A 23103-nucleotide genomic window follows, 5' to 3' on the forward strand; every position below is an offset into this window, starting at 1 on the left:
AATCCACCAATTGCTCTGCAACCGGTTCGCGCCCGAGAATGCCGACAATCCCGCACATGCGGATCAATATCCCCCAACCTCAAAGGTAACTTTCAACGCAGCTTCATTGTTCTGCGCACGCGATCGCCCAAGATACTAAAACAACTATTCGAGAAGATTGATGATTTCGGTTCAGCGATGTGCCGTTAGCTTCATGCACGCTTACGCGCGAGGTCGCTTCAGCAGTCCCATTTCCCCAAGCCGCAGCGCGCCTTCGGTGAGAGCGATCGAATACCAGCACGTGAAAGCAGCAAAGCAAACGACCGCTTCGAAGCAATTCGAATAGTCATGCGCGAGTCGACGGATCCCGCATTTTATCGCAAACCATGGGACGCATAGCATCTTCTCCCGATAACGAAGATAACAATCGTAGTCACAATAGGGCTGTCGCGTGGACATATCTCGCAAGTAACCTGTCTCCAAGCATCGATGACACTCGGCGCAGATAGACGAGTTGCTTGGCGTCCTGTGATTTACCAAAATGAACTTCATGATCGTTGGCTGCGCTGAGATTCATTCATGGAGGACCAACTCGACAACAGAGGTGCCACTTGCTGTTAGAACGAAGCGCATAGCTTATTTACGAAACCTCCGCCTCCACGCTGTCCCTCACGCTCGGCACACAAAAGAGGCCCGGCCACATTCAGTGGCCGGGCAAAGTCAGTCTAGGGAGGAGCGACGCTACCAACATCGCGCCAGCTTCCATCGGCAGCAGGAGGGCTACCACCGATGGTCCATTTGCGGCGAGGGCATTCGCCGCTAACCTTAGGCCACAAAAGGCCAATGTCCGTTCCGAGCGAAATTTGGCGTCTCTTTCTTCTGTTCAATTGAACCAGAGTCCAAGGAATTCGACCTAACGATCGGCCCGATACAAGGATTTGGCGAACAACGGCCAACCCTTCGGGCGGTGCCGGTCGCGCCGAACCTGCGGCGCTAGGTGAGTGGCCAGACTGCAGCGCGTGGCTTGATGCCTGACCCACACCAAGAATGTTTCTTCTCGCCTAGGCAAAGATCGATAATCATTCTGATGAGACCGAGGCTTTTCTCCAAACCGACATTCTTCTTATGCGACATCCAACAAGGTTGGTAAAATTCATTGTATTGATGTACCGCATCAACATTATGGATATTGTGGACTCGCTCATTCGATCTCGAGACCGCCGGCGCATCATCCGTAAGAGTTTGGGCAGGTCAGCAATCGAACTGGTTTGCAATTAGTCCTGGGCTTGGCTTTATATCGTGCGCCGAACGGAGCCGTGCTTTCGGCAGGTGAGCGGCCAAGCTTTTTCTACTTCGATCGCCGCTCAACTGGCTGGATAGGACGTTTTGGTTTGGAATTTCTAGAATGGGTATCAACTTGGGAGGCGGCAGCACTACGATGCTGCGCGGCGAGCCAGGGTTGGGTGGCCTATCGGTTCCATCTGCCAAAAGAACGGATCCGGCCTGATGGCAAACAACTGACTGATTTTGGTCAAGAAGCTTGCGATCGGTTTGCAAACGGTGTCGTCTGCGTCTGTCTGGCGGCTATCGTTACCGACATGCTATAAGAGGGCGCGCCTTATGCGCGCCGCCGCCAGCCGCTTCTCGTCGGAATTCGCCTGCCTTGAAGGCGGGCAGTACAATTTGGCGGTCACGCGAGACGGCGCATGGAATCTGGATAGAAATTCGGCGCCTATTTCCGCGGTTCCGAGTCGGTTTGCTTTGCTCACGCCCGGAAAATAACGAGGAATAGGAGGCGGGCCATGCCCCGACACGTGAACTATGTCCCGCATGGCGTGATTCCGGCGGTGCTGCTGCCATTTGATGGCGATCTCACGATCGACGAGGTGAGTTTCCGTAAGCACCTTCGAGACGTCGCCTCTGTGCAAGACCTCTCGGCCATCACCGTCAATGCGCACTCGACCGAGGTTGGCTCCTGCAGTTTCGACGAACAGCGCCGGGTGCTTGACATCGCGCAGGACGAGATCGGAACGAAGCTGCCGTTGATCAACGGCCTCTGGGCCGACGGCAGCATTGAGGCGGCGCGCGTTGCACGCATGGCAACACAAGGCGGCGCTTCCGCGCTCTTAGTATTCCCGCCGACGCTGTTCACCCTCGGCCAGTCGCCGCAAATGGTGCTCGCACATTTCAAGCGCATCGCCGACGCGACTGACCTGCCGCTGATCGCCTTCCAGTATCCGCTCGCGACCGGTCAAGGCTATCCGAAGGACACGCTGCTGAAGCTGTGCGCGGAGGTACCGACCATCCGCGCCATCAAGGACTGGGTCGGTAACGTGCCACATCACGAGTGGCACGTGCGCACGCTGCAGAAACTGCCGCGGCCCGTGAATGTGCTCACCACGCATAGTGCCTGGCTGTTATCTTCCCTGGTGCTTGGCTGCAATGGATTAATGTCTGGCTCCGGCAGCGTGATCCCCGAATTGCAAGCGCGCCTGTTCCGCGCGGTGCGGGGCAACGACTTCGCCGAGGCAAGGAAGCTCAACAATCGCATCGAACCGCTGATGCGAGTGTTCTACGCTGATCCATTCGTTGACATGCACAACCGCATGAAAGAAGCGCTGGTGCTGTGCGGTAAATTGCCGCGCGCAGTAGTGCGCCCGCCGCTGGTGAAGATCGAGCGATCGGAGATCACGCGCATTCATCAGGGGCTGATCGAGGCCGGTCTGCTCGACAAGAGTGCGCACGATCCGGTGTAAAGAACACAGCAGAAAAGGATTATCTACCTCGGTTGCCGTATCCTGGATCGGGCGCGACGCCTACACGCGCGTGCATCGCCGCCCAATGCGGGATGCAAGGGCACCTCGACGTCACCACGACTTCCGTTCACCAGAGAGCCCGTCCAACGCCATGGGCCTCAATGATTGAACGACAGATGGCCAGTCCCACACCAATATCCTGGGCTTTGGTGAAGGCCTGAAGCAGGTATTCGAATCCAATCATGGACCAGAATCTCGCACGCCGACCAGTATGCCAGTCGAGCGATATCTAGCCGTGCTAATCAAGAGCTCCCGCGCTCTCTCCTTTACTCCGCTCATCGCCTCGGCCGCGCTGATGATCAAATTGATAGCCAATTGTTGGAGTCGAACTCGATTCGCCAGACTGAGCGGCAAGGTTTCCGCGAGTTGCATTTGCACCGCATGTTTTTGGGAAACTGATGGGGAAGTCCTCACCTGTGCCCACGAGCTGCAAGCTACGCGCAGCACGTCGAACCACTGATAGTCATGGAGATGACACCCGCGGTGCCTAGGGTCATGATCGATGACGTTGGTGTGATCGGCAAGCCAAGAGCTACATCATGGTCGGCGGTGCAGCCATGGCCGAACCGATCATGTTGGGCCAAACTAAAGCTGCCGCCGCAATGCGGCCGAAAGCGATGTGGCGCCTGCGGATCGAAGCCTCTACTCGGCTGCCATCCGCAACTCATTTTGACCGCGTTGTAGAAGTTTCCCCTTCGGAGAGCTTAGCTGCGTAGTGGGCTAGGTCCAACCCAAGCTGCGTGACGCCCTTCTCTAGTTCGGATCTGAGCGAATTTCGGAAGTCATCGTCGTAAGTCGCGATGCTGGTGCGGATTGCGGCTTTCCATTGATCGCCGCGATCCCATGCTTCCGCAAACGCGGCGGCGACATCAGCGTGCTGCCGGTTCGCAATCATTGCCTCGATGATCGATCTGGCTTGAAGCCGATCTTTCGAACTCTTTGCGGTCGCATCGCGATCCTCCTTGCGGCGAGATCCGATGATGAGCTTATGGATGGCGTATCTTTCTGGCGACGGAATGAGAACCGGCACGCCCACACCATGCAGCAGGACCGCGCGGATGGGCTGGTGGATCAGGTAGTCAAGGAAACGGAGCGGAAGTGCTGCCGCCTCGCCCAACGCTGGCATCGGGACAGGCTTGCCCGCCTGATCATCGGACCATTGGTTCGGCGTCAAGAACTCCACCTTGAAGTTTTCCCTCGATACGAACTGGGTGGAGACCGTTCCGTCGGCCTGGCTCGGAACCTCCCGGAAGGTCGTGTCGACCTGTCGAAGCACCTCCAGAATGGGCGGCATAGAGTCCTTGATGGCGACCGAGGTTTCGTGAAACTGTGCAAAGTCGGCGTCGCCGGTCTGCATCGCGGCCGCATCGAGTCGCCTGCCGAGCACGGCGGAGTAGCATTGGTAGGCAACTGTGCCGACAAGCACTCCCCTCATGCGGAAGAAGCCAGCCTTCGCCAGCGCCTCCACCACTTAGCCAGTCATTGGTAGGGCGTGCGGCAGATAGGCCTCTCGCGTCAATGTGGAGACGAGACGGCGACGTCCCTTCAGGTCGGCCTTCAAATCCTTGAACGCCTCGACCCTGTTGGTGATTTCAGAATCGTCCACCGGACCAACATAGCGGCGGTCCTGGCCGCCGCCTTCGGGCTTGGGCGTGTCGAAGTACCAATATTTCTTGCCCTTGACCTCGACTGCCACGAACCGACCGTTCGAAGAGAACTCGGAGGTGAAGCTGTCGTCGAGGCTGCGCTGGACCAATTCGGAATAGAGCGTCTGGTATGTAATATCGAGACGTTGGCTTGGCGCCATGGCAGGCCCCCGTTATACTGTTTTCGCCGAAATAGTATAACCAATGGAACCTAAAGTAAGCCCGTTACATTAAAATCGCGAAAATAGCAGAATACATAATATATTCAACGGCTTAGTTGTCAAAGAGAGCTTTCCACGTACCAACTCCGTCCGCGGAGAAGTGAACCGGTCTGACAACCCAGCACTTCCTTTTAACATGAGCCAAGAGGAAGATTGGTGCGGCCTCGCCCGGATGAGCCTACGCCTGGAATCTCCAGTTCTAGGCGGCAGTTCGTCCAGACGATAAACCGGATGGGAATGCCGGATCCGAACGGCAGGGCGAGCGATGCACTTAACATGGCTGATGGAGTGTCCAACCCAGATGCGGGTTGGCGCTGGTCGCGTATGCGACAGCCTCAAGTGTCGTCTGTAGCTGTGCAGGCACGAACGCAAGAGCCACCTGTTTCGCGCCAAAGCGCAAGGGCATTTTGCTCCTCTTTGCGCGTTGGCGGCGATCGCGCGCAACGAAACCGCGACGGGTTTGCTAAATCCTCGAGACTTGGTCCGCCACAACGCTAGGTGAAAATGTGGAACGCCCGTAAAACCTCGTTGCCGGAACGAAGCACGATTCGCTCGAACTTGCCGCCGTGCAATTCATCCTGGCGGCAAAGGTCGACCGAGCAAGGAGCACGATTGTTTTGAACCGCACGGACGATATGCGATCGGACTTGGCCGAGATCTTCGCCCCCGTCGCATCTCATGCAACTGGTATTCCATCGGCATGAAAAGCGGGATCGGTATCGCCCGCCTCTATAGGCAGCGTGAACTGAAAGACGGCGCCACGAGCCTCTTTCGCGTTCGCCCACATCCGGCCTCCGTGGGCCTCGATGATTGAACGGCAGATGGCTAGGCCCATGCCCATACCCTGCGCTTTGGTGGTGTAGAAGGCCTCAAAGAGGTGCTCCACACTGCTTGAACCCAATCCTGGACCAGAATCTCGCACGCTGACCAGTACGCCAGTTGAGTCAGATCTAGCCGTGCTAATCAACAGCTCCCGCGCTCCCTCCTTTGCTCCGCTCATCGCCTCGGCTGCGTTGATGATCAAATTGATAATCACTTGTTGGAGTTGAACTCGATCCGCCAGAATGAGCGGCAAGGCTTCCCCGAGTTGCGTTTGCACTGAGACACTATTCTTCATCACCTCTGCGCGAGTCATGGCTATAACTTCAAGTACCACATCATTGATTGCCAAAGAGGCCTTCTGTGGGGGCGACTTCCTGATGAGCGCGCGAATCCGATCGATGATTTCTCCAGCTCGCGTACCATCTCTGATAATCAAACCGAATGTCTGCCGGACCCGCTCTAAGTTAGGCGGTTGAGCATTGAGCCAGTTCAGCCCGGCCCCCGCGTTGCTGACGACGCCCGCGATCGGCTGATTGACTTCATGCGCAATCGAGGCGGTCAGTTGTCCCATCGTGGTGATGCGATTGGCGTGTGCGAGCTCGATTAGGGTCTCGCGATACCGCCGCTCGCTTTCGCGGGCTTCGGCTTCCGCCCGCTTGCGTTCGGTCAAGTCGACGACAAAAGCCACACCTTGTTGCTCATTGAACGCGGCCGCCCCGATCAGCACCGGGACGCGGGTACCGTCCTTGCGGACGTACTCCTTTTCGTAAGCCTGGATGGCTCCAGTAGCTCGTCTCTCTATCCGAGCGCGCTCAGTGCGCTCATTCCAGTCTGGCGGAGTTAGCTCGCTCCAGCGCAACCGGCCCGTGACGAGATCCTCGCGGTCGTATCCAACGATCTCGAGAAAGGCATGATTAGCCTCGATAATGTCACCCTCATCGTTAAAGATGAAGATCCCGATAATGTTGGCGTCGACCAGGCGCCGGATTTTCGTTTCACGTTCCTGAACATCACGGTACAAACGGCTGTTTTCGAGCGCTATCGCAGCTTGCGAGGCAAGCAGCTTTAGCACCGAACTCCGGGCCCGCGCGAAGATGCCAGCCGCCAAGTTATTTTCGAGGTAGAGCATGCCGATGAGCTTGGCTTGAGTGATTAGCGGCAGGCACAGAACGGAGCGCGACCCGCGTTCGCGGATATAGGGATCGTTAGCAAATGAAGACTGGACGGCGGCATTATCGAGAATGACATTTTCACCGGTGCGCATGACGTAATGGAGCACCGACTCTGGGAGAGCTGCCGCGGTCACTGCTTGCTCATGCATGTGCACAAGAAGCAATTGACTGGCCGTTGTCGCCTCTGCTTCGATCCGCGGTTCATTGCCACGGAGCAAAATCAAAAGACCTCGCTCGGCACCGGCCTGCTCAATTGCGGTGCGCATCAGCCTATCAATGAGCCTTTGCAGGACAATCTCACCAGAAACCGCCTGCGAGACTTTGATCACCGTAGCGAGGTCGAGATGCTCAATCGGCGCCCCTATGCTTGTGCCGGACAGGGCTCGAGTTGCATCCTCGTCATTCAGATAGGGATACAACTCGCCGAGTTGACGCACTTTGCCGTCCGCTCCCCAACGCAAATAGTTGTAGCGTGCATCTCTCAGATATGTCTTTGCGATCCTCTCATACCCACGCGCAGCGTAAAACCGCCCCGCAAGTTCGCAGGCGATCGCTTCATGATGGGGAAAACCATTAGCCGCTGCGGATCGTATGGAGTGCTCGTAGAGGCGCATTGCTTCTGCATCACGCTTATCGAGGCTTGCGATTTCGGCTGAAACCAAGGCAGCTCGGTGTTCAAAATTCTCAGGGCAATTCATCGCCCAGGCCTGAAGGTGTTTGTGATGGGCGCTTATGATACCTCGATGCAGTTGCTCTTCACTCGTGGCTGAACCGTCGCAATGGCAAGAGTGAGACAGGGCACCGTAGAAGTGGAATTCCGCTGTTGAGACTTCTGTCGGTATGGTCCACATTTGAGGCTCTGCCTTTGACCTCGCATTGATCGCAGCGACATAGTCACCGGCTAGGAAACGCGCCTGGAGCTTACGGATCCAATAAATGGCGCCAAGGGCGGGTACCTTTGGTTCTTGCTCGAGCGAGCGCTCGATGGCCAATTCGTCAATTTCTTCGTCATCAAAGCAGCCGAATGTGCGCGTGAGGCCACGCAAAGTGCGAACGAGTCCAAGCTGCAGACGTATGATGTCGGCTGCGAAGCGGAACTTCATCTTTCGAGCGGTGACGAGGTTTCTCTCTATTTCGCGCTGTATGCCTTCGAGAGGATCGCCCTCGGCTATCATGCTTGAAGTCAAATGGGCGAGACTGTAGGCCTCATAAATGAGATCGCCGACTTCAGTGGCCGCCTTCAACGATCGCGATATCAAATCGCGACCGCCACGGTGTTTGGTCCAAGGGATCACAGTCGATCCGACGGCTAGATAGACCGGAGCCTGAAAGCGGCTCAACCCGTGACGATCGACGAGATCGCAGGCGAGCAGACCAAACCGATAAGCCGCCTGATAATCGCCGAAGCGGCCACCTAAGACCCGGTTAAGCCAAGCGTAGTGTGCGCACGAAGCATCAGAGTTGCCATAATCGAGGCTAAGATTCACCGCTCGGCATATGACCAACGTGGACAGGTTGGCGTCAGTAAATACCGCGGGAGGAAGGATCCGCGTCAAGACCGTTAAAATAGCAAGGCACGTCTCATCTTTCATTAGAGGCAGATCTGCTATCCTTTCAATCTGGCCATCAGTGATCTTGGACCACATCAGCTGATACTCGGATAGAGCCTCCTCCTGCGTTGGACGTGGCGACCATTCAAGCCCGACGCCGCGCAGATAATCCAGACCCACCGCCACCGCGCGCTCGAGGTCGCCGCGCGTTAGATACAGATCGATTCGCAAGCAGGCTACACTGGCCTGTTCGACCGCATCCATACCACGCCTGGAAAGCGCAGATAGGCGCTCCTCCGCGGCATCCAGCTCGCCGGTCAAAAATTCGCATTCGGACCGGTTCAGCTCCAGTGCGAAGGTTAGGTCGCGTTGATTTAGCCACGAGTCTTTCGCGAGCAGCGCAATACCTGCGATCAGGTATGTGAGCGCAGATGCGTAAGCTGCGGACGCTTTGGCACGCTGGCCGGCGATCAGGTTGAATTCTGCGAGCTGCTCTCGCTCCTTACTGGAGGTTATTAGGGACAGACCTCGATCGAGCTGATTAACAATATTAAAGATAGCCGCTCGACGGCTCTCCGGAGGTGTATATCCCGCGAGCATCCGGCCAATCCGCAGATGAGCTGGAGCGCGCGCCTCCTCCGGGACCAACGAGTAGGCCGCCTCCTGAATTCGATCGTGAATGAAACTGTACGTGTCTGCGTGCCGCTCGACTAGATCCTGATGGATCGCCGGCCATAGCAGCGCGTGCACCCGCGCCTGCGAAGTCCCGAAAACAATTGAAAGTTCCGATGTTTCGGCGATGTTACCGAAACAGGCGAGCTGCTGTAGCGCGTTCTGCGTTGCGGCTGGTAGGCGGGTGAGTTTCCCGACCATCAGGTCCACTACGTTATCGGTGTACCCCTTTTCGTGGATGCGTTCGAGATCCCAAGACCAGCGCGCCGCGCTGTGATCGAAGGTCAACAGCTTCTCTTCGGCAAGTGCAGAAATGAACTGAATGACAAAGAACGGATTGCCCACAGTCTTCTGGTGAACCAACTGCGCGAGTGGTGCTGCGCGCTTCGGCTCGCAGCGAAATGCATCCGCGACGAGCTGCTCGACATGCCGGGGCGTGAGTGGCAGAAGCGTGATCTCTTCCACGCTCCTGCCCGCGCCGCTGATGCTATCGAGCTTGCGCTTCAGCGGATGGCTGGAATCAACCTCGTTACTCCGATACGCACCGATGAGCAGCAGTTGTAAATCGGCCTCTGTCAGGAGATGCTCGAGCATGTCAAGTGTTGCCGCATCGAACCACTGCAAATCGTCCAGGAAGATCACCAAGGGATGGTGTTGGCGGGCGAAGACGCCGACAAACCGGCGAAATACCAGCTGGAATCGAGTTTGCGCTTGCTGGGGCGGAAGCTCCGGAACGTCAGGCTGTTCGCCGATGATCAGCCGTAGGTCGGGAATTAGGTCTGTCATCAGCCGTCCGTTCGGACCAAGCGCATCCAGGAGTGCGTTGCGCCAGATCGCGAGCTCAGCGTCACTTTTGCCGAGAAGAGGCCGGACAACACCCTGAAACGCCTGAACTAGCGTCGCGTAGGGAATGTCGCGCTTGAATTGATCAAATTTGCCGGACGCGAAGACCCCGCGCGAGGGCACTAAAGCTTTATGCAGCTCATGGACGACGGACGACTTGCCGATGCCGGAGTAGCCGGCGACAAGTACTAACCCTGGCGCGCCGCTCTTGACGACCCGATCGAAAGCGGCGAGCAGCGCCTCGATCTCGGAGCCTCTCCCGTAGAGCTTCTCGGGGATCAGCAGGCGATCTGGTGTATCCTGTTCGCCTAGCTCAAATGGTTCGATACGTCGATAGCTTGACCATTCGACGAGACAGCGCCGAAGATCGTGCTCGAGGCCGGCGGCCGTCTGATAACGATCCTCCGCGGCCTTGGCCAGCAACCTCATCACTATCTGGGAGAGCTGCTCCGGGATGCTTTCGGATTTGTCTCTCGGTGCTATTGGTTTTCTCGCGATATGACAATGGATCCACTCCATTGGGTCTAACGCGGCGAACGGCAAGGCACCTGTGAGCATCTCGTAGAACGTGACGCCGAGTGAGTAGAGATCACTGCGGGAATCGATCGAACGGTTCATCCGTCCCGTCTGTTCGGGCGCCATGTAGGGCAGTGTGCCCGCGATGAACTCGGGCGGTTCGCTCGCCTGCCGCTCGCGCGGGTGACGCGAAGCAAGACCAAAGCCGGTAAACCGGGCCTGTCCGTCTGGACAACTCACCAGAATATGCGCTGGCTTCACGTCTCTATGGACCAAGCCGCTCCGGTGAATACTACCGAGAGTTGCCGTAATGCTAACCGCCAGTCCCAGAAAGCAGTCCAACTCCAGAGGTGCGCCCAGCAAGTGAACCAGGGGTTCACCGGCCGGATCCTCCAGAACCAGAGTGGTTCGGCCAGCTTCGCGGAGTAGCTCCAGAGGCCGCACCGCCCATTTCCCCCCGAGCCGTTCCCCTAGTTCATATTCATGAGCCAGGCGGTCAAGTGCAGCACGCGGAGGATGCAATGCAGCCGGTCGCACAATTAGAACTGGTTTTCGATCACCATCGGCGGTCCGACGCCACGCGCGGCAGAAGACGCAATCACCGTCTTCCCAGAGGACCGCCGAATCATCATGTCTTTCCATGTCGAACTGAGGCGGCTTTTCCTGCGACATTCGACCGTCCGGTCGATGAGATTACGCTCAGTTAGAACCTGCCATATATTACGCAACATGACAATTTCTGCTCGCTGAGGAGCCTCTCGGATCTCCCTTTATCTGGAGCGATCCGAGCCGGGACGCTGGTCCTGCACGGGAGGAAGCCGCCCTCAGAAACGCAAGGACGGTGCGCCATTTGCCCACCTCTCGCATCGTTTTCAGATACAACCATGAGGCGATTGCGACCCGAAGAATTCATAATCGCTCGCATTCATAGCGGTAGGTACCGCTCTCGCAAGGGACATGACTTGATGCACAATCCAAACGTGATCCGCTCGACGAGCGCCAATGCCGCTTTCAAGGCGCCGCGAGTGCGATCGCGAGAGCTGAGCACGGACATCACGTGAATTCGGTCTTGATGCGGCGACACCACGAACGTTTCCCCGCAAGGTGTCTGGAGGAGATACAAAGTGCGCGACGAAGCCGATTAGCCAATGTGCAAGATGCGTTGCACGTTCCGGATTGACAAAGGTCTGAGTGCCATCACGGCCGATCCGGCCACATCCAGAGAGCCTTGAATTTACCCAGAAAGCATCCCGCTTCCTACATCCTCGCTGCTCTCAAGCGTTGAGGTCATCTTCCATTGAGAATGGAAATAGGGCAGAACCAAAAGCGGACAACCTGCCAACGGCGTGCGCACGGGAACAATGGTTAGAGAGCTTGATACTAGCAAGACACCAACAGCGTCGACAGAACGCAACTCGCGCTCAGCCGACAGAAATCTGGGTTTTGATTTCGCTAAAGGCATCCTCATCATTCTGGTGATCGTGGGACACCTATTACAATATGTCGTCTACAGAGATAATCAGTATTGGTATTCACCATACTTCAAGACGATCTACATGTTTCACATGCCCCTCTTCATGGCGATCAGCGGATATCTGTCCTCGGGCGCACTTTTGCGAAAATCGTTCACTCGCAGCGTCAAGGACCGCGCGGTGCAGTTACTGCTGCCTATGCTGTTCTGGTGCACGCTCATGGAAACCGTTAAGTTGGCCGCATTTTCGCCCGCGCCAAGCGTAGTAAACGGTGCGCTGGAATTCCCAAGGGAGTTCGCTGGCACATACTGGTTTATATGGGCAACGTTTGCTTCTTTTCTTCTCGTTAAACTTCTCATCGCTGCTAATCTGCGGTCGACATGGATGGTATCCGTATCTGCGGTCCTGATCGCACTCGCGCCGGTCACATTTTCGATATTCCCCCTGATCAGGTACACTTATCCGTTCTTTTGCCTCGGGTTCGTGCTCGCCAAGTCTTCTGACTGGCGGACGAGCGCCCTCTTACGTCACAAGTCGCTTTTGCTTCTCTTGCTCTTTGGTCTCGCTTGCTTGTGCTTCATGGCTTGGGACAAGGAGACTTATGCCTATAACAATCTTGTTCTGATTCACGATGCACAGTCGGCCAAACAAGTATCGCTGATGTTCGTTGGCTCTGCAGCAGCCTCAGCTGTCGCCGCGGAAGTGATGCTGCGATGCTGGAACTTTTGTGGTTCAAGTCGGATAGCTCGCTTTGTCGCGGTAGACCTGGGTCAGAGCACCCTGCTACTTTATCTCCTTCAAGGAAGCGTCTTTCGTCTCATGGACCTGGTCCAGTTTGGAGAGCTCTGGGATCCATCGACCAGGATCGCGGTCGCGATTTCGCTTGGTGTGACCATTGTTGTTATCGCGACAGGCATTCGCTGGATGGTGCAAGACTTTGGATTAATGTCGCGAATTGTTCTCGGAGCACCGCCACGCTCAGGTCTGCTGAAAACTCAATCTGTTTCTACTTAGCCCTGCAAAACCAGAGTCGCTGATCGAGACTTGCGACAGAAACACTTGTCAAAAGCCATAGTGCCCAACCTACGCCGCCGATATAAAAGCACTTCGAGGGCGTAGCACCGCCGCCTCAACGAGGGGCATCAGAACTCCAAGCATCGAACGGTGCAGAATCTCACGATCCCCTGACTAAGTTATGATCGTTGGTGCTGGTTAGAGATTATCTTTCCGGTGATTGCGGCGGTCTCAGTCCGCCGCTCAACTCCTCTCGATCTGAAGTCTGGCTTCTTAACAACGATCATGTCCTCGCACGAGAACGCTCGCGCCTGAGCCGTCCGTTCGGCAGCTCCCAGCGCAAAGCTCGACCAGACGCGGTCGAATTGTGTGCCGCAACGAGCCAGGCCGGTTGACTGCCGTGGACGTAATCCGAGATGGAGCCATTGTCGCACCGTTCTATCCATGAGGTGAATGCACTCCATCATAACAATCTATTTTACCGAATCTGAGGAACACTGCTAGTCAACGCGGCGGTTGAGCTCGGGGATGGAGCAGGTCGTGAGGATTAATCGTCGGCTGTTGAGGGCAGTTCCTCCAGGTGGCCTCGTTCGCCACCTGCTCAACAGCAAGGCTTCAGAAGGGCCGTTCGCACGGTTATCGGCAGGTCTCGTCAAGCGGCATCCTCACGCGGGCTGGTGGCCAGCGCTGCGCAACAGAAGATCCGTGTGCCAGAACGATACATGAGGCAGCCATGACTATGACAACGTACGTGCCTAAAAAATCGAGGCCAGTTGAGGGCCTGAACCAAGCATATCGGGAGATAGTGGTTTGTTTCTTTTCGCAGCTCCTCCGATATTTTGTCCTTCCTCTGCGCGCTTTCGCCCACTCATCGCCCATTCGACTGAAAGCTGATACTGATCCACATATCCCCACAGCGCCGCCGCCTCGAGAACGTGCTGAGCACCTTCATCCCTGCAATTCGCGTATTCAATATCTTAAGCAGACGATTGAGCTACAAATTGAAGAGGTTGCAAGGCTGATCTGCGAGGACGAGAGCGCGCTCGAAGCGACCCGGCTCCTCGATGCACTTACAAACGAGCTCGTAGCGGCGAAGCTCGGCCTATGCCCGGAAATCGGCGAACAAGCCGACAGTGCGGCCATCAAAGAGGGCCCGAGCCGTCTGGAGCAGGAGTACGGCAAGCTATACGAGCCAGAACAGCTTCTGAAACTGGGACGGCTTTTCGATGAAGCCGTCTTGGCATTACCCCCAAGCATGCGAACTCCTTCCAACCGAACAGAGATCGCCAAACTCATTTTAGGACGTACATCTTTTACTCGGGTCGAACTTGGACTTCTTGTTAAGTTGATTATCGCTCTCGTAGCTGCCGCATGATACAGCTGATGGCCTTGCCATCGCTACGAGATGAAGGACATAATTTTTTGCAAAAGAGACGTCGAGCTGCTTTCGCCTCAGCGTGGGGTGGCTCGACAAGACGACGTTTTAGTATAGCGCCGGCACCTGATCTCGCCGCCCAATCTCCAAGTTCACGCCAAAGCGGACTTCCTTCCCGGCATCGCTGATACACTTATATGAGCCGCAGCATCATCCATGCCGGCTATCCGCCCCGGTGGGCAATGAACGACACATCGCTTGGCGAACTTTTTGCGCAACCGAACGCCGCCCGCAAATGCAGACTAGCAGATGCTTCCGCGGCTTCTCGGCACTCTATCGATCCAAACCAATGCGTTGCTTTGCTCGTAGTGGCTCAATTACCAACGTTCAACCGGCCGCTCGAATTAGGGCGAGGACAATGGCTACCCACGTCGCCACACAGAACAATAAGCCAGCGCGCCATGCCCATACCCTGAATCGACGGCGCCAGTTGACTAGCTCCGAGGCGGAACCGGTGAAGCAGCGGCCCCGCACGACTCCTACCATCTGGCTGTAGTCGTGAAATTCAAACTGCGAACGATTCTTGCGAATGTACTTGATCCGATCCTGAGGTGAGAAGCAGTAGGCCCATATATTTTCAGCCTCCTCCTGTTCGTCCTTAGACACGCCGCATTTGGCAGCTACGGGATAGTCGCCTGGTACGATACCGTGCTCTATGCCGAGCGCGTAAGTGGAGAGCGAATGCAATTGCGATTGAAGCATGGTGGCTACCTTTAATGTTTCGCGCTCCACGCCTACAATGTGACGTTACGTGCATTTCAAGCTTTTCCTCAGGTCACCACCAAATCTAGTTGGCTCCAACCGTGACCCATTGCTAAGCCTGCGGACATGACCTCCCAATCGGCAGCGCAGCTATTGCGGACGTCGGAGGTGCGCTGACAGCAACTGTTCGGCTCGCCTCGCAAGCGCTGCCGCCTCTCATGCCACCCTCTCTGCTTAGTTCGTCGTTCTCATTCACGCCGCGCGGGCGGCCGTAGAACCGACGGTTTTCCGTTTGACCCGCGCGTGGTGCCGTCTTGCGACAGAGCGGCCCACTTTTTCATGTCTCGCAACGTCTCAGGATCGCTTTGACCCCCGGCAATCGGCTGATGACATGGCGATCGAGGCAACGATGCTGGGATGACCGCTCAGATGCGGGATGGTCGGTTGCCCCGCATAGAAGCAATCATCGAGTGGCAGCAGCGTGTGCTGCCCGGAAAGCGACGATGATCACCTCTTCCTTGACGAAAAGGACAGTCGACCAGGCTTCCCCGGGACCAGTCGAACGATCGGCGATCCCCTCGCGCTGCTTCCACTTCGCGCAGTCTTCTGGTTGGCAGAGCGCGGCATACAGGAATATTGCACGGCCTCGACCTGCCGCGGCCGTAATCCCGCTTCCAATCTCAAGACCCAAATCCGCGAGCGCGATCGGAAGCCGCGCCCAATACGTCATCGGAAACCTGTGCTGTGAGTAATAATCTCCAGATGTAACCTAACGTAGCGTTAGATTTGTGTTTTGCGTTGGCTCTGTTAAGCAGAAGGACGGGTGGGGTTTAGCTAAAGAAGTGACGCTCGATGAAACAATTCTTGTTTGTGACTGCGACCGCCATAGCGATTGCAGCGACGGTGCCGACTTTCGTCGCTGAGGCCGCAGGAACGATCGACACCAATGCGCAGGTCGCCGATACGTTAGATGTATGCAGCGCCAACCCGGAGATGGAGTGGCTCTGCCGAACCTTTTCTTACTTGGCCGACCCGGAGTGCAGATAGAGTCGTAGAGTCCGTCTAATTAGCGGCTTCTGATTCCCTCGCGCAGAGGTGTTTCGGCGCGAGGGACTTCGATGAAGGACTGTTCTGAACCCGCGACTGATCTGATCGGTCACGCCCATGTGGCGACAAGGAAAAACATGCGGGGTTGAATCCCGACGTCGCTGCAGGGCATCGATTTCTGCTGCGCGAACTGCTGGATTGCGGCTTGGGCACATTGAGATAGAGGGCGCGCCGAGCACGACATTTACTCTCAGTCAACACCGACGTAAATCCAATAGCTGCCCCATACGTGCAAAGAAGGCGCGTCGCGCATTGCGCGGTAGTCGTACGCAGCGGACAAACCTTATCTTTGGGGCCAACCGATTGTCCCAGCATCCGAACAACGCGATGGGCAACAGCCGCTGCCACGAGCCGATCCCTTCAAAGAGATCTTAACCTCGCCTATCCTCGCGCTACAAGAAGGTAGGATCAAAACGACACTTACCAGGATCGGCCACGATGCAATGTGATTTCGCGGGATGAGCCGCGAAGTCGTCTCTCATTTTTCCATGTCGCCCTGCCTCTAGACATTGTCGCAAATGATACGCCTGCCGCTGCCATACGAATTCACACAATTTCATCAAGTATGCCACCGCGAAGGCTTGAATCGTACGTAGCGTCAAATTGTAAGGTCTCGAACAAGTGGCGGTGGTCTCCGGCGAGGCCGACGCTCGAAGTCGTTTAGGGATCGTCAATGTCTAGCCTGTCCAGGTCTACGCCGCACGACATCATCAGGATACAGCCACACATACAATGTCGCATCGTACTCATCGTCACAAACCGGATAGGTGTCCGGTACAGCACCAATCCTACGCGCAAGGCGCGTGCCCGACACAGAACATTGTGATGGCAATGAACGACGTGCAGTTAACTGGCATCCCGCGCCGAGCTTAGCAAGTGTCTGTCATCTGCCATTTTCGGATGCGTTCGAGTTCACCTTGCAGTGACGGCGACCGCACCGATGGCCAGAACCATCGCTCCGACTTCTACCGTCAAATAGACCTCTTGCCGGGAACGTCGCTAATCTGAGCTTTTGGCTTCCTTTGTTGAGTGTCGTGCACGACACCCAACACGGCACAACTCACCATCAAAGAGGATATCGTGAACCGAATGCAGCGTCCCCTACCTGATCGGGCCTATCGAGCAGGTTGCCATCTCATGGCTTTCATTGTTTTTGCGACTTTGATTTCTCTAACCTTTGAATGCGCAATCGCAGGAGACCGACAAGCGACGGCGGAAGAGCAGAAGGCTTGCACCCCGGACGTGTTTCGGCTGTGCAGCAGTGCCATCCCCGATGTCGAAGCTATCACTGCCTGTCTTCGCACCAAGTTCACCAGCCTGAGTGACCAGTGTCGCTACGTGATGAAAGTGCATGAAAGCGCAAAAGCAAAGGTAGGCTCGAAATGACTTCAGCACATCCTTTGATGGTCCGGCTCGGCGTTTCCCGCCTCCAAAGGAGAGGCGCCGGGAGTTTCGCCTTTCTGTGACTGCTACGAACAGCTGCTCGTAGACCCAACAGCGCTCGAACGTCGTGCTTCCCACCCTCTTTGGACGAATACGCGGATGCAGGTACTGCCCTTCAATACAGTTCTCATCGCCAATAGGGGCGAGATAGCTGTGCGCATCATCAAGACGTTGCGCAAGTTAGGGTTACGATCAGCTATCGTCTATCACGACGTCGATGCGGGCACGCCGGCGGTCTCTATGGCGGACGCAGCGATTGTCATCGACGGTCGCTCACCGAGCGCGGCCTATCTCGATGCCGAGCAAATCATCGCTTGCGCCGTCAGAGCAGGTGCCGGCGCCTTGCATCCCGGCTATGGCTTTCTATCGGAGAGCGCTGACTTCGCGAGAGCCGTTGCAAGGGCAGGCATTGCGTTCGTTGGGCCCACTTCCGAAAGCATCGATCTGATGGGTGATAAAATCCGCGGCCGCAGATTCGTTCAGCAAAGTGGATTTCCCGTCGCGCCTTCAGCCGTCGAAGAAGACGATCCAGAGACCTTCCTTTCTAGAGCGCGAGCCCTTGGCTTCCCTTTGCTGGTGAAGCCATCAGCGGGCGGCGGCGGCAAGGGTATGCGGATTGTGCGCCATATCGACACCCTCGACGACGCAATTGCTCAAGCACGCCGGGAGGGGCAGCGGTACTTCGGGGACGGCCGGCTTTACGTCGAACGCTATGCTGAACGCCCGCGCCACATCGAAGTGCAGGTGCTAGCTGATTCCTTCGGAAACGTGGTTCACCTCTTCGAAAGAGAGTGCTCGGTGCAACGCCGTTTCCAGAAGATCATTGAGGAGACGCCCTCACCTGCCTTGTCGCCGGAATTGCGGAAACGGGTCTGCGAAATGGCGGTCGGCATCGCTCGTAGCGCCAACTATCGAAATGCGGGAACTGTCGAGTTCATATTTGATGGAAGTGAATTCTACTTCCTTGAGATGAACACCCGGCTTCAGGTTGAGCATCCCGTAACCGAGATGGTCACCGGCATCGACATTGTTGCCGAACAGCTTCATATCGCTGCGGGTCACAAGCTGCGCTTTTCACAGTCCGATATCGTCACAAAGGGTCACGCGATTGAGGCCAGAATATATGCTGAATCTCCTGAACGCGACTACGCTCCGACGACCGGCAAGATACTCAAGCTGGAGTACCCAGAGACTGCGGGCGTACGAATTGACAGCGGAATCGTTCAAGGTCAGCAAATCACGACAGCATTCGATCCCTTACTCGCAAAGGTCGTCGTACATTCGCACACGCGCCGTGAAGCTGCATCAACTTCCGAACGCGTAATGCGCGAGTTGGTCCTTCTTGGCTGCGAGACAAACGTCGATTTCCTTGCGCGCCTACTCGTTGACGAGGCGTTTTTGAGTGGACAGATCCATACCGGGTATCTTGATGACAATCCGCACGTGGCAGTTGGCCAATGTGCGAGCGACCTACCGGCCGTCCTAGCAGCCGCCGCGCTCCTGACCAGGCCCGTTCGTGATTCAGCAGATGCCGTACCCACGCTCCACGCAGAGCTCGGCAAGTGGAGAAACTGACGTGAAGCACTCTTTTTCGCTTGATGTCGAGAAGTATGTATTGTGGCTCTCACCTGGCCAACACGGCTATCATCTTCACCTGGATGACGAGGTCATTGCGCCGGTGACATTCTCGCATCAACTCGACGGCAGCGGTCTTCTTGTCATTCCGAGCGACACCATCCCGGTCAAATTCGCAATCGGGGGTGATACGCTTTACCTGCATATCCGCGGTAGGACGCACATCTTACAATATCACGATCAATTGCGAGCACTCGCTTCGTCACACGCGCAGGCGGATGATCTTGTGGCCCGCGCACCGATGCCGGGCGTCGTGGTTTCGACCGAGGTTTCACCTGGTGATGTCGTTTCCGCAGGCGCTACGCTGATGTTGGCCGAGAGTATGAAGTTAGAATTTGTCGTACGCTCCCCGCGGAACGGTGTGGTCGAGCGCATACACTTTAAAGTCGGCGAAAGCTTCGAGCGAGACTCAGCGCTGGTTACGTTTTCCGAGGAAGGACGCTGAAATGCAGCGGATCGTTTCTCGCGCGGACACCCGATCACAAGAATTCCGCCTCAACGAGCTCCATAACCGACGGCTTGCGGCCGAATTGAAGGAACGCCAACGTTCCGCTCGATTCGACCGACCGGCACGAGACCTTTCGCGTCTGCGGCAGCAAAATAAGCTATTTGTTCGAGATCGGATCGAGGCGTTGCTCGATCCCGAAACTCCGTTTCTCGAGCTTTCGACTCTCGCCGGCAACAAGGCCTATGATGGCGAGGTGCCGTGCGCGGCGCAGGTCGTCGGCGTCGGCATAGTCGCGGGTCGCGAGGTCATTGTTCATGCAGATGATTCCAGTGTGAAGGGGGGCGCTTGGTATCCACTATCCGTGAAAAAGATCGTACGGGCATTGGATATTGCAATTGAGAACCGCCTCATGGTGGTCCATCTTTGCGACTGCGCCGGCGGGTTCTTGCCTCTGCAAGCGGAGTTCTTCGCAGACCGCTATCACGCGGGTCGAATCCTGCGTAACCAAGCAATTCTCTCTAAGATGGGAGTGCCGCAAGTTGCCATCGTCATGGGGCACTGTTCCGCGGGAGGGGCCTATGTTCCGGCGCTCAGCGATTACAACATCATCGTGCAGGGGACTGGAGCCATCTTCCTCGGCGGGCCTCCAGTCGTAAAGGCAGCCACCGGAGAGGTGGTATCTGCCGAAGAGCTTGGTGGCGCTCACATGCATTCGAGCGTCTCAGGAACAGGTGACTACTCCGCGACCTCCGAGATGCATGCGATTGCTCTTGCCCGGGACATTGTTGCTCGCCTGACGCGTCCGACGAAGGAAGCCATTGATCGATCCGCTCCGGAGCCTCCGGTCTACGATGCGTCCGAGCTATACGGCATTCTTCCAAAAGATCCTCGCGTTCAGTTCGACATTCGGGAGATCATCGCGCGCTTGGTGGATGGCAGCCGATTCCATGAGTACCAGCCGAACTATGGCCAATCCCTGGTATGCGGCTTTGCGCGGCTCCACGGATATCAGATCGGCGTTATCGCGAACAATGGTGTGCTGCAGAACCACAGCGTGATGAAGGGCGCTCACTTTATCCAACTCTGCGACAAGAACCGGACGCCCCTGCTCTTTCTGCAGAATACCACCGGCTTTATGGTTGGACGGGAGTACGAACATGGCGGCATCACCAAAGATGGCGCCAACCTCATCATGGCTGTTTCTGGAGCGTCGGTGCCCAAGCTTACAGTGATCTGCAACGGCTCCCACGGAGCAGGAACATACGCCATGGCTGGTCGCGCATTCGATCCACGCTTTATGTTTACCTGGCCACAATCGCAGATTTCGGCCATGGGGGCCGAGCAGGCAGCGGGCGTACTCACCCACGTCAAAGCAAGGCAATTGGCTCGTGAAGGCGGGCGTTTGTCCGATCAGGAACTGGCGGCCATTCGAGAACCAATCATGACGGATTATCGGGAGCGATCGAGCGCCTACTACGCAACTTCCGAGCTTTGGGATGATGGCATTCTTGATCCCGTAGATACCCGAAACGCACTCTCAATCGCCTTGAGCGCCTCGCTTAATGCTCCAATCGAAGCACCGCACTACGGCGTTTTCAGAATGTAGCGTAGGGTCGCGTCTGCTCGAACAGCGATTGCGGCGGACGATAGAGCGCATCCTCGCTTGCAGAGAGGCGCAGAGCAAGAATGAGACATGCCAAGAGCCACCAATGCAGTGCCCGAAATGTAACGCCAATGACCTAACCGCATTTCACGACCCCTGGAGCGGCCGACCGGTGCTCGCCTGCAATGCCTGCGGTGACCATGTTGAGGACGATTTCACCCATCGCCAGAGAGCGTACGCGATTATCGCGGATATCGTGGCGTCAAGCTTGATCGGTGAGCACCAGGGTGGTCCGCAGGGCGTTGCAAGCGAGATTCTGGCTGCGCTCGAGAATGCTGGCCTGAGGATCGCTCGCGCCTGAACTATAATAGGAGCCCCCATGAACGATGCGACTTTCTACCCGCGCACAGGAGATCGTCCGCCCGGGCCGCGGTCATTCGACAGCGGAGCGAGCCGCTCCCTCTTCGCGGTCGTCGGCACCATCGTGCTAAGGAACGCTTGAATGCCAACACTTTGGATTCGGAGGTGGATAGGCTGCGCGCTACTCGTCCTTGCCATCATCGTCTGCCTTTTCGGGCTCAATAGGCTGGACATGACCGGAAATTTAGAAGGCGGGAGTTCGTCCCCCCTCTCGGTTCAGTCAGACGCTCCAGATTTGGATTCACCTCCGCCTGGAGCCGGAGCTCCGCCGTGCGCGCACCGGAACACGCTATGCATGGACAATCCATAGCCCATAGCCTCAGCCTCAAGCTTATTCGAGACCCATGAAACGAGCTAATCAATCTGCCTCTTCAGATATCTTAGGAACGAACATGCAAGTTGTCCCTGTCATGCTCCACATCACGATGGCGGATCGTCATTCTAACTTCGCAAGCTCTGAATCCGCTGTCCTCGAGAGGTCTGCGTGATGATGCCAAGTTCCAATCAGCCTTCGATGACTATCGGTTTGCCGAGTATCGACGGCCTGTCGAGGACGCGCTGCCTATCATCGCGCGCTGCAAACCGCGAGTACGAACCACGACGGTGCGTCGACGGCTTTATCGCCCACTCCCGTTTCATCGGCTCTTTGCCGCCATCATCCTCGTGCGGCCCTGGCGCGAGACCCCCGACACTCGTGTCGTTGACGTCTTAAGACATCGCGCGATCTCTTGTCTCTGCCATGTTCGGCTCCAGAGCATCGCAAGACGCATACAGCCGCACTTTGCGGTTCTCCCCGGTTAAACAAATATCTTGAGGTAAAGACTCCCATGGCAAAGCCAGTTGTGATTGTGGTCGGCGCGGACAAGGGCGGCGTCGGCAAAACGACCGTCTCCCGGACTCTTCTGGACTATTTCAGCGCGAACAATGTGCAGACCCGCGCATTTGACACCGAGTCGCCCCGCGGAACGCTGAAGCGCTTTCACCCCGCGATCACTGAAATTGTGGATATGACAAGGACCGCGGACCAGATGAAGATATTCGACACGCTAAACGCGGGCCTCTCCGTCAGCGTGATCGACGTGCGCGCAGGACTGATGTCCCCAGCACTAGCATCGCTGCGCGACATAGGCTTTTTGGACGCCGCGCGATCGGGCCAAATCACCTTTGCCGTTTTCCACGTATTGGGATCGTCTATCGCCTCGCTGGACGAGATCGCCGAGACGAGCAATTTCATGGCCGGCGCAAAATACTTCCTGGTCAAGAACTTCATCAATGACACCCAATTCTTTCAGTGGGACCAGTCGACCTACAATTCCTATTTCCACCGCATCAAAGACGCCACCGACCTGACAATCCCGAAACTCAACGAGATGGCCTATGAACAAGTCGAGGTCGCTTCCGTCCCGTTCGTCAATTTTGTCGCGAACAAGGGGCCGCACGATGACACCGCTAACTATTCCTTCGTGCTGCGCGGATACGTCCGGCATTGGCTCGCCAATGTGTGGAGCGAGTATGACCGCATCAACCTAACAGACCTCGCCGGCGCCAAATCGGTGACCCGCGCCGGAGAACGATAGTCATTCGAGG

General features: G+C 56.5%; 13 protein-coding genes and 1 pseudogene. 10 read left to right on the top strand and 4 right to left on the bottom strand.

The window, feature by feature from the left end; all coding sequences use genetic code 11:
- A partial coding sequence (locus SO156_RS32120; protein WP_498537557.1) for a hypothetical protein occupies positions 1–189 on the top strand: 189 nt, incomplete at its 5' end.
- Positions 190–1793: 1604 nt separating this feature from the next.
- Positions 1794–2735 (top strand): dihydrodipicolinate synthase family protein, encoded by a 942-nt coding sequence (locus SO156_RS32125; RefSeq protein WP_498537558.1) that lies wholly within the window; start codon positions 1794–1796, stop codon positions 2733–2735.
- Positions 2736–3459: 724 nt separating this feature from the next.
- Here SO156_RS32125 and SO156_RS32130 read toward each other — a convergent pair.
- From SO156_RS32130 to SO156_RS32140, 3 genes are all read right to left on the bottom strand, one after another.
- Positions 3460–4266, bottom strand: coding sequence for a GSU2403 family nucleotidyltransferase fold protein (locus tag SO156_RS32130; protein WP_498537559.1), 807 nt, complete (start codon positions 4264–4266; stop codon positions 3460–3462).
- A complete protein-coding gene (locus SO156_RS32135; protein WP_498537560.1) occupies positions 4267–4602 on the bottom strand; it encodes a hypothetical protein in 336 nt (111 codons plus the stop codon).
- A 736-nt stretch (positions 4603–5338) separates the two neighbouring features.
- On the bottom strand, positions 5339–10909 hold the full coding sequence (locus SO156_RS32140; protein ID WP_498537561.1) for a trifunctional serine/threonine-protein kinase/ATP-binding protein/sensor histidine kinase: 5571 nt from the start codon (positions 10907–10909) through the stop codon (positions 5339–5341).
- Between the two features lie 689 nt (positions 10910–11598).
- On the opposite strand from SO156_RS32140, the gene nolL reads away from it, so the two are divergent.
- Together nolL and SO156_RS32150 are read left to right on the top strand one after the other, a co-directional pair.
- A complete protein-coding gene (nolL, locus tag SO156_RS32145; protein ID WP_498537562.1) occupies positions 11599–12723 on the top strand; it encodes a nodulation factor fucose acetyltransferase NolL in 1125 nt (374 codons plus the stop codon).
- Between the two features lie 733 nt (positions 12724–13456).
- Complete coding sequence (locus SO156_RS32150) at positions 13457–14098, top strand: hypothetical protein (protein ID WP_498537563.1); 642 nt, start codon at positions 13457–13459, stop codon at positions 14096–14098.
- A gap of 1129 nt (positions 14099–15227) precedes the next feature.
- Here SO156_RS32150 and SO156_RS32155 read toward each other — a convergent pair.
- Positions 15228–15470 (bottom strand): annotated as a pseudogene (locus tag SO156_RS32155) (IS481 family transposase); the annotation flags it as partial.
- 242 nt (positions 15471–15712) lie between these two features.
- On the opposite strand from SO156_RS32155, the gene SO156_RS32160 reads away from it, so the two are divergent.
- The 6 genes from SO156_RS32160 to SO156_RS32185 all read left to right on the top strand — a co-directional run bounded on the left by SO156_RS32160 (position 15713) and on the right by SO156_RS32185 (position 23093).
- Positions 15713–15907 (top strand): hypothetical protein, encoded by a 195-nt coding sequence (locus tag SO156_RS32160; RefSeq protein ID WP_498537564.1) that lies wholly within the window; start codon positions 15713–15715, stop codon positions 15905–15907.
- Positions 15908–17104: 1197 nt separating this feature from the next.
- Positions 17105–17353 (top strand): hypothetical protein, encoded by a 249-nt coding sequence (locus SO156_RS32165; protein WP_498537565.1) that lies wholly within the window; start codon positions 17105–17107, stop codon positions 17351–17353.
- A gap of 156 nt (positions 17354–17509) precedes the next feature.
- Entirely contained in the window at positions 17510–18985 is a 1476-nt protein-coding gene (locus tag SO156_RS32170; RefSeq protein ID WP_498537566.1) for an acetyl-CoA carboxylase biotin carboxylase subunit, read from the top strand.
- A gap of 1 nt (position 18986) precedes the next feature.
- Positions 18987–19490, top strand: coding sequence for an acyl-CoA carboxylase biotin carboxyl carrier protein subunit (locus SO156_RS32175; protein WP_498537567.1), 504 nt, complete (start codon positions 18987–18989; stop codon positions 19488–19490).
- A 1-nt stretch (position 19491) separates the two neighbouring features.
- Positions 19492–21099, top strand: a complete 1608-nt coding sequence (locus tag SO156_RS32180; RefSeq protein ID WP_498537568.1) for an acyl-CoA carboxylase subunit beta — start codon at positions 19492–19494, stop codon at positions 21097–21099.
- 1244 nt (positions 21100–22343) lie between these two features.
- Positions 22344–23093, top strand: coding sequence for a P-loop NTPase family protein (locus SO156_RS32185; protein WP_498537594.1), 750 nt, complete (start codon positions 22344–22346; stop codon positions 23091–23093).
- Positions 23094–23103 lie beyond the last annotated feature (10 nt).

The organism is Bradyrhizobium sp. UFLA05-125 (assembly GCF_059803515.1).